Origin of the sequence: Desulfuromonas sp. (genome assembly GCA_002869615.1) — a bacterium.
In the GTDB taxonomy this organism is placed as follows: domain Bacteria; phylum Desulfobacterota; class Desulfuromonadia; order Desulfuromonadales; family UBA2294; genus BM707.
Map to the genome: position 1 here is coordinate 1 of PKUH01000070.1, position 9,553 is coordinate 9,553.

The following is a 9,553-nucleotide window of genomic DNA, read 5'->3' on the forward strand; positions in this document are numbered from 1 at the left end:
CTTTATTGCAGACTCTGATTAAACTTTCCAGCCTCCAGCCTCCAGCCTCCAGCCTCCAGCCTCCAGCCTCCAGCCTCCAGCTTACAGCTTACAGCTTACTGATTACAGATTACTGATTACTGATTACTGATTACTGATTACTGATTACTGATTACTGATTACAGTCGCCTTTTCAATCACCACCGATTCCTTTGGCACATCCTGGTGCATGCCGTGGTTCCCGGTTTCCACCTGGCGGATCGCATCAACCGTCTCCATCCCGTCGACGACCTTGCCGAATACGGCGTAGCCGTAACCCATGGCCGATTCATTCTGGTGATTGAGGAAATCGTTGTCGACGGTGTTGATGAAAAACTGGGCGGTGGCGCTGTCGACAACCTGGGTCCGGGCCATTGCCAGGGTGCCACGCTTGTTGGTCAGGCCGTTGGTCGCTTCATTCTTGATCTGTGCCTTGGTCTTTTTCTGGCTCATATCCGGGTTCATGCCGCCGCCCTGAATCATGAAATCGGCAATCACCCGATGAAAGATGGTGCCGTCATAGAAACCGTCCTTGACATAACCGAGAAAATTTTCGGTTGAAATCGGCGCATTCTCAGCATCGAGTTCGACCGTAATTTCACCCATACTGGTCTCAAGTTTAACCTGCGGGTTTGAATCGCTCATTTGTTTTGTTTCTCCTTTCGGTTTGCGTGATGCAGATATATCACGGGATGCTCCTCCCGACAAGTCGGGCGGCGCAATAAATGGTTGCATCGCAACCCTGGTTGCGCAACTATAGTTGCATCAATGTTGTGTGAAGGTCGGTTTTTTTGCCGAATAGTCCGCAAACAGGGGTGTGTGGGGCCTGGGTTATGGCATTGATCTTGAAAAAGCTTATCCGGTATGCAGTAGAACGATTTTTTTTGAGGGCGTATTTTGGAATTCAGAATCAACATTATTTCTTCGGCTATCCTTGTTCTTCTTGCAGTATGTGTTGCCTCTTGTCAACGTTCCGGTTCAGATCCTGTCAGAATAGGGTTCGTTGCTGATTTAAGCGACCGAATGTCGATCATCGGAAGCCCGGGGCGTGATGCCGCCATCCTTGCGGTTGAAGAAGTCAACCGGCGAGGCGGGATTGATGGCCGGTCAATTGAACTGGTGTACAGGGATAATAAACACAGTGAGTCAAGGCTTCTCGAGCAACTGAAAAACCTGCGGCGAGCGGGGGTTGAGGTTGTTATCGGACCGATGACCAGTCAGATGGGGGTGGTTGCGGCGAAGTCGTCAGAACTGCAGGGTATGGTTTTTCTTAGCCCGACTGTTTCAACGCCGGAGCTCTCCGGAATCAATGATAATTTTTTTCGGGTTTACCCGCATAGTATTTCTCTGATTGATCATCTGGTTGCATATCTCGTAAAAGCCGAAAATACCGGAAGGGTCGGAGTCGTTCTTGATACTTCGAATTCGGCATTTTCGCTCCCCTGGGGCGATTATTTTGTCGAACAGATGTCCCGGTTCGGGTTTGAAGTTGTCCCTCCATTCAGGTTTAATCCTGAGTTCGACCCACTCTATAAAAATCTGGTTGAGAAAATTGAAAAGGCGCAGATTGATACTCTTCTGGTTGTTGCATCGGCAACAGACCTCGGCATTATTTCTCAACTTATGCGCCAGTCAGGACGGCAATCAGACATCTTTGCAACCGAGTGGTCTTATTCTGCAGAGTTGATCCAGTTTGGCAGCAAGGCGGCCAACGGAATTAAACTGATCCACACTTTTGATGAACATTCGGATGACCCGAGCTTTATCGTATTTAACAAGGCATTTGAAGACCGCTTTTCATATAAACCGAATTTTGCCGCCGCTTACAGCTATGACGCGACGATGGTGGCTATTTCGGCCATGACAACAAAAAATAAGATCGGTTTTGCCGAACGCCTGATTCTATTGGGGAAATTCAAAGGCCTGCAGACGACCTTGCAATTTGATCGGTTCGGTGATGTTGAAAGACCTGTTTTTTTATCTGAAATTGTCGATGGACAATTCCGGAAAATCGGTAGTATATGACCATCTTCCGCTCATTTCAAAATTTTCTGGCATTCAATATGACCCTGGTGGTTATTTTGCCTCTAGCCGTATTCGGTTTTGCTACGCATCAATATCTTTATGTGCAGAAGCTTGAAGAGGTCCAGAGTGAACAGGCTTTTCAGCTTTCAGAGTTACAAAACGCGATGTCCGATTTTATTTCGGAAGCCGTGCATGACTTGCGTACAGTTGTTTACAACCTCGGAGGCCATGCATACTTGAGGAATGTCGGTATGCTTCAGGTAACCCCAACAGACCGCCAGCCGATTTTTAATTCAATCTTCCTGCTCGATAAAAACCTGCGGGTCCGACAGATTGTTTCCCATGATGAATATGAAGGATTCTCTGGAAATTACATCAACTTCGATTGTAGCGGAATGGAAATATTCAGCGGCAGACGCAATTCGGAAGACGTTATCTTTTCCGAGGTTCACGTATCACCTTTCGATGGCCATGCCACAGTTTCCCTGGCGATACCCTCAGGCGCCGGTTATGTTCTGGGGAATCTTTCTCTGGAATATATCTACAATGTTATCAACCGTTGGGGGCGCGTGACGCATTCTGAATTTTCCCTTCTCGACAGAAATGGTGTATTGATCGCTCATACCGATCCGGATCTTATCGGCCAGCGTATCAGCTACAGGAATCATCCCGAAGTCATCCGGGGCCTCCAGGGGGAAAGCGGGGTATGGGAACATACTCACCCCGACCGCAATGCGCTCGAAGGGATCCAGATTGTTCCGAAAACAAAATGGCTGGTCTGGTCGAGTACTGATCTGGATGCGGCGATGCAGGCCGAAAATGTTGTCCGCTCGTCTATCCTGATATTCCTGCTGATCTCGTTCGGCATCGCACTTGTTTTGGCTGGTTACACCTGGACAAGACTGGCCAGGCCGATACGTCAATTTACGGGGAGGATAAAGGATATTGCCGATCGGGGCTATGGTAGCAAGGAGCCTTTGCGAAGTTTTTCCGAATTTGAGCGGCTCAGTGCTGCAATGGATCAGATGGCACGTGCCATTGAATTCCGGGAGCAGCACTTACTGAAGACGGCCGAGGGAACAAAGTTTTTGCCGGAAATCAATTCGGTCTGTCAGTTGGCGGCGTCACTGAAGGAAGCCACTCAGGCCGATTCCGTACGGATAGTCGTCCGGGATGAGCAAAGCGGTCAGCTTTGTCAATATAACGAACGCGAGGCGGTAGCAGTAATACTGGAAAATGATCTGTTTGACCAATTGGCCGGAATAGCTGAAGAGGGTGAAGCTGTTTTTCTTGCATCGGCTCTGGGTGACGATGCAAGGATCGGCGAGAGTTTCCTCCCTGAATGCTCAGGCACATGCATGATGATGTTTAGCAGCGTTTCCGGAAAAATCCGGGGTGTTGTCGGAGTCGGCTTCCAGAAGGAGATTGACCAGAAGTTTATGGTCGAAAATTCGGTGCGTATTTTCGGTTTTCGGGTTCTGGTCGAACTTGAGCGTGATCTGAATATCGGTGCACTTGAGGCGAGTGAAAAGCGGCTTAGAAATGTAATACAGTCTTTGCCGATGGGGATGCTTCTTGTCGAAAAGCAATCGAACGGAAATCTTTTCCTGTCAGATGCGAATGCCGCTGCCGAAATTGTTTTCGAAGAAGACGTAAGGGCTGCCTTCGGTGCAGATATACAGACCCTGTTGCCGGGCCTGATGCAGGGTGATTTCCCGGCCCTGCTGGAAGGGGTGCTGCAGGGCAATGAGTTGTGGGAGCCGAAAAGAATCAGGTTCCCAGCCGGGCAGGCGGACAAGGTACTTGAGATCCTCTTGTTTTCGGTGGGAGAAAACCAGGTTGCTTGCATGGCTCTGGACGCTTCCGAGCGTTATATGCGAGAGCAGGAAGCCCTGTCGCGTCAACGGACTGATCATTTCGTGGCCGGACTGTCGAGGGAGCTTAACGATATTGTTTATGGTAGTGGCGCTCTCGAAGAATACTGCAACAAAGTGATGATGGGGCTCGGTCAGTTACTTGAAATTGATGGCTGCTTTTTGTTGAAACCGAAACTTGCTGCCGCTGAAGAACAACTCGAATGTCGTGCCTGCTGGTACCGGGTCGATTACAGGAACGCCGTGTTGCCGGGTGATATTTATCCTTACGCTCAAATGAATTGGCTCCGCACCGAGCTTGACGAAAACAGCCTCTTGGTTGTTGAGGATATTGAACAACTGCCGCCAGGTGCCGAGGTTGAAAAGAAGCGCTGGCAAGGGCAGGGGCTTAAGTCGGTATTGTTTATCAGGCTACCAATGCTCAGCAGCAGTCACGCCCTGGTCGGGATTGAAAGCATTGAAACTGTAAGGAAATGGAATGAAAAAGATATAGACCTTTTCTCCAGAACGTCAGAATTACTCCTGCGAGCCCTTGAACGAGAAGCCTTTACTCTCGATCTGCAAAAAAGCGAAAATGAATATCGTCAGTTGAACGAAGAATTCCAGACGATCCTGACCGGTATCAGTGACCATCTGATTCTCTGGACCAGAGACCGCGAGATGGTCTGGAGCAATCTGGTGGAACCAACCCCCGGAGAAAGTCGGAGCAATTTCTTTTGTCATTGTGCCTTGCTGGATGACAAGGGCGATCAATGCGATGATTGTCCGATCGAAAAATGTTTTGCGACAGGAGAGTTTCAGAGTCATTTACTGAAAACTGACGAGAAACAATGGGGCATCAAGGTATTCCCCGTTCACGACGGAAATCATCAGGTGCACCGGGTAATTACGATGACCAGCGATGTTACCGAGCGGAACCTGATGCGGGCTGCTGCCGAGCGGACAAGCCGTTTGACCTCGCTGTGTCAGATCGCCGCCGGTGTTGCTCATGAAATCAACAACCCGAACGCACTTGTGCTGATGAATGCCTCGGTACTCAAGGATGTCTTCACCAGTATAATGCCGATGCTTGAACGAGAGTATGAACAGTTCGGCGATTTTTCTGTTGGTAAAATGAAATACAGCCGAATGCGGCAGAATCTTCCGAAAATGGTTTCAGATATAGAGACCGCCGCCGGCAAGATCCGCTCGATTGTCAATGACTTGCGGGGGTATGTGACCCGCGGCGAGTTGATTACCGAGGAGGGTGTTGATCTTAATCTGGTCATTACAGAGGCTGTTTCAATGTTGGGGAGCTCCAACAAAGAAGCGAAAAACAGGATCAAAATGGAGTTGGCTGAGGATCTTCCCGGCATTAAGGGTAGCGCCAGGCGCCTCGAGCAGGTTGTTATCAATCTCGTCAGTAATGCTCTGTATGCTCTCGAGGAAAGGGAAGGGCAGATATTCATAAAGACGAGTTTTGATCGCCAGTCTGACTCGATAGACATGGTCGTTAAAGATCAGGGGGAAGGGATTGCCGAAGACCACCTGGGACAGATTGCCGACCCGTTTTTTACGACCCGTAGAAATGTTGGTGGTACCGGCCTCGGCCTCTCGGTCTGCACCGATATAATCAGAGAACATGGCGGTGAGATTCTATTTGATTCCAAACTGAACAAGGGGACGACGGTTACCGTCAGGTTGCCGATACGTCGAACACAGAAGCTCGATAGCGCAAACCAAAAACCAATAATATGAGGTTAGTATGTCTGGTAATTTATATCCGGCCAATCCTGTTTTGATGATTGATGACGAGGAGTCCTGGCTACAGAGTTGCAAGCTGATCCTTGAATACGAGGCACAGATCGATAATGTCATGCTTTGCAGCGATAGCCGCAAAGCACTCGATCTCATCGACAAGAATCGATTCAGCCTGGTTCTGCTCGATCTGACAATGCCGCATTTGAGTGGCCGGGATGTTCTCTCGGCAATCCAGGAGCATTATCCCGATTTACCGGTCATTATTTTAAGCGGCATGAACGAGCTGCAAGCAGCGGTCGACTGCATGAAGCTCGGGGCTTATGATTACTTTGTAAAAACCGATGGCAAGGAGAGGTTGATAGCGACGATCCGGCATGTCCTCGAGTTGCGCAGCCTGCAACTGGAAAATGAATCGTTACGCAAATCGATTTTCCAGGAGCAGGAACTCGAACATCCCGAAGCCTTTGCCGAATTGAAGACCCATAGCCCGCGTATGAAGGTTCTCTTTCGTTATATTCAGGCGATTTCCCGAAGCTCGGAGCCGATCTTTTTGATCGGGGAAAGTGGGGTTGGCAAGGAACTTGTGACCCGCGCCATCCATCAATTGAGTCGCCCCGATTATGAACTTGTGACCTTTAACGTCGCCGGGGTTGATGATACGGTTTTTTCCGACACGCTTTTCGGTCATGAAAAAGGGGCATACACCGGCGCTGCCATGCAAAGGGCCGGTTTAATCAGTCGCGCCGGTGAAGGGAGTATACTGCTCGATGAAATCGGCGATCTGGAGCATTCGGCCCAGGTCAAGCTGCTTCGCCTGCTCCAGGACGGCGAGTACTATCCGCTCGGTTCCGATGCGCCGAGATACTCGCGAGCCCGTTTTATCTGCGCAACCAATCAGGATGTTGCCGCGAAAATCGAGAATAATGAATTCAGACGCGATCTTTACTACCGATTGAGTACCCACCAGATAATCATACCCCCGTTACGCGAGAGACCGGAGGATATTGAATTGCTCCTCAAGCACTTTGTCGAGCAGGCTGCCGGTGAACTCGGGGCAACGGTGACCGGAATTAAGCCGGAGCTGGTACCTTTTTTACGATCATACCATTTCCCCGGAAATGTTCGTGAGTTGCGCTCAATGGTCTATGATGCCGTCAGCCGGCATGAGTCGGGAGTGCTCGATATTGCGGTGTTCGAGGAAAAAATCGGGGGCGTCAGTGATTTGCTCCTCAATAGCGTTGTCACTCCAGATCGCGGGGGCACGATCTTTCAGGGGGTTCATCCTCTGCCGTCGCTCAAGGAGGCTGGAGAACAGCTGGTTGACGAGGCGATGGAACGGGCGGGAAGCAATCAGACTGTCGCCGCCGGCATGCTCGGAATAACCCGCCAGGCACTTGGTAAACGATTACGAAAAGAGAAAGAGTCCAACGGCGAATAGAAACCTGGTTTGCATCCCCGAAACCGGGAGATTCTTTAAAAAGCCTTGCAGGATTAAACACTTGCAAGGCTTTTACTTGTTGTGTGCAATGCAACCCTGGTTGCCTTGCACCGACCACGGTTTTGTGTTTTCTTTGATAAAAGTGTAATCATTTCAGTTGCTTATTGGTTTTTTACGTTTTGGCACGTTGTGTGAAGAAGTATTCTGTACGTGTTGCATGCTTTCGGAGGTAGTGATGGCAAAAAAAATAATGACAGTTGATGACTCCCCGACGATCAGGATGGCGCTCAGTGCGTCGCTGATTGATGGCGGATATGAAGTAGTGGAGGCAACGGATGGCGCGGATGCCATACGAAAACTTGCATCAGAGGATGTTGAGATGATGATAACCGATCTGAACATGCCGCACATGGATGGCATTGAGTTGATACGGAAAGTCAGAGGTGATGGCAAAAACAGGTTTCTGCCGATTATCATGCTGACAACCGAATCAGAAAATGAAAAGAAAAAAGAGGGGCGGTTGGCCGGAGCATCGGGGTGGGTTGTCAAGCCGTTTACTCCCAGCCAGTTGTTGGCCGTTGTCAAGGTTGTCTGTCCGGCCTGATATATAAGATGATTAAATCGGCACAACTTAAGATTGGTGCAGTATTGGTGGCATTGCCAGTTACTCTGCTGTCGGCAGATTAATCCATAAAGAATCTCATTCGTATAGCTGGTTATTGATTTTCAACTTCTTCTATCCCCCGGTTGCCACCGGGGGATTTTTTGATTCTCTGTGGTTGCTCTGGGAGGTAACCCTGGTTGCATTCTGCCATCTTCAGGCAACCTGGGTTTCACCGTAAACACATTCGACAACATATAAGTTTCAAAAAAGTTCTTTGGTTTCAGTAGGTTATGGAGATTGTAGTAGTTGGCATCCTGATTGCTCAAGAATAAATGGCATTAAAAGTCATCAGCAACCAAGGTCCCATGCCCCCAGCCTGTTGTTTAGCCAGTATTGAGGGTAGAACCGGTTGCTGATGTTCGTGGAGGCGGTGTCTCCCTCCCCTGACCGCCTCCACTTTTTTTAAAATCACTGCTGCCAGATATTTTTTTGCGGCAAAACATAAACGGATACTCGTAAGGAGGATCAAGATGGAAAAGAAAATAATGAAACAAGCGGCGCTGTTGTTGCTGCTGGTATTGATACTGGCCCTGCCGGTATGCGCTGTCGCCGCAAGTTCAGGATATGGCAGCAGTTCAACTGCGGGGATTTCTTCCGGTCATGGCGGCGGGGTGACTCTGATTGATCGCCGGATGATGAACGAACTTGATGCCAAGCGTCATCGTACCATTTCAGTTGAGTCGGTTTCGCTGCAGGCCGAGAGCTCCAAACTCAGCCTGCTGATTCTGTTTGGCGGCGTTGTTGTTATGGTCGGTGTCGGTGTCGGAATCTCGAGAACCCGTTTTTTCGCCGATTTGAACATCGGTGGCAAGCTGGCGACCGGGTTCGGCACCGTAGTTTTGATCGGCGCCCTGCTCGGCATGGGGAGCTACTACTTCATGGATACGATCAACAACGATTACGATGCCGCCCTCGGAGCCCTCGACCTCGACATGATGGCGAGTGAGATTGGCTCACTCGAAAAAGATTTCATCATTTACGGTATCCAGGATAATGCCCGCGGGGAAAAAATCGCTGAAGAGATCAAAGGCCTGGTTGCCGAGTACACTGGCGATCTCGCCACCATGAATAATTTCGGACTGTCCAGCCAGGTTAACCGTGAGATTGACCGGGTGCGTGGCAACGTTGCGGAATATGACAAGACCTTTGCCGATCTGGTTGAGTATTATCACCAAATCGAGCGTGACAAGGAGACCCTCGAAGAGCTGTCGCACACAATGGGTCGCGAGCTGGCCGAGGTGGTGCATGCGCATGAAGCCGAACTCGACGCCATTGAAAACGCCAGCCGGATCGATGTCGGTCAGCTCAAGCTGCAGACCAAGATGGTCGAGGAGCTGTTTGAAGCCGAGCTCCGGGTCGCGATGATTGGAGCCGAAGAAGCGGAATTTCTGCTCGATAAACGGATCGCCCGGATCGAGCCGATGGAGCGGCTGCTCGGGGAACTGGTCGGTCACCTCGCTGTCGCCCGGAACCTGATACCGCAGTTGACGACCAGCCAGGCCGAGCAGGCCGCCGATCTGCGCATGCTGGCACAGGCGGAGAGAGAAGTGCAGGAGTATATCGAGGCGCTCTCCGAGACCATCGTTGCCGAACTGCGGGTCGAGGCCGACCTGGTTGATGCCCGCGAGGAGCTGGCCCATATTGAATCGCTCGCCAGTGGCATTGCCAATCATCTGGATGGCGAAGCGGAGTCGTCGAAAGAACAGGCCAACATGCTGATGATCGTGATGATGCTTCTGGCCGCCGCGGTCGGTACCGTGATCGCCTTCTTTGTCACCCGTTCGATCACCGCCC

6 protein-coding genes are annotated in these 9,553 nt (G+C 50.3%); 5 read left to right on the forward strand and 1 reads right to left on the reverse strand.

Annotated elements, in window-relative coordinates; genetic code table 11:
- Window positions 1-144: 144 nt before the first annotated feature.
- On the reverse strand, window positions 145-663 hold the full coding sequence (locus tag C0623_07160; protein ID PLY00564.1) for a peptidyl-prolyl cis-trans isomerase A: 519 nt from the start codon (window positions 661-663) through the stop codon (window positions 145-147).
- Window positions 664-1,041: 378 nt separating this feature from the next.
- Here C0623_07160 and C0623_07165 point away from each other — a divergent pair, with 378 nt between their 5' ends.
- The 5 genes from C0623_07165 to C0623_07185 form a co-directional block, all read left to right on the forward strand.
- Complete coding sequence (locus tag C0623_07165) at window positions 1,042-2,043, forward strand: hypothetical protein (protein PLY00565.1); 1,002 nt, start codon at window positions 1,042-1,044, stop codon at window positions 2,041-2,043.
- Window positions 2,040-5,654 carry a hypothetical protein gene (locus tag C0623_07170; protein ID PLY00566.1) on the forward strand — a complete coding sequence of 1,205 codons (3,615 nt, stop codon included), beginning with the start codon at window positions 2,040-2,042 and terminating at the stop codon, window positions 5,652-5,654. The genes C0623_07165 and C0623_07170 overlap by 4 nt, the downstream gene beginning before the upstream one ends.
- A 7-nt stretch (window positions 5,655-5,661) precedes the next feature.
- Complete coding sequence (locus tag C0623_07175; protein ID PLY00567.1) at window positions 5,662-7,095, forward strand: two-component system response regulator; 1,434 nt, start codon at window positions 5,662-5,664, stop codon at window positions 7,093-7,095.
- Window positions 7,096-7,330: 235 nt separating this feature from the next.
- Complete coding sequence (locus C0623_07180) at window positions 7,331-7,699, forward strand: two-component system response regulator (protein ID PLY00568.1); 369 nt, start codon at window positions 7,331-7,333, stop codon at window positions 7,697-7,699.
- A gap of 530 nt (window positions 7,700-8,229) precedes the next feature.
- Window positions 8,230-9,553 (forward strand): hypothetical protein (locus C0623_07185; GenBank protein ID PLY00569.1); only part of this gene is annotated, 1,324 nt, incomplete at its 3' end.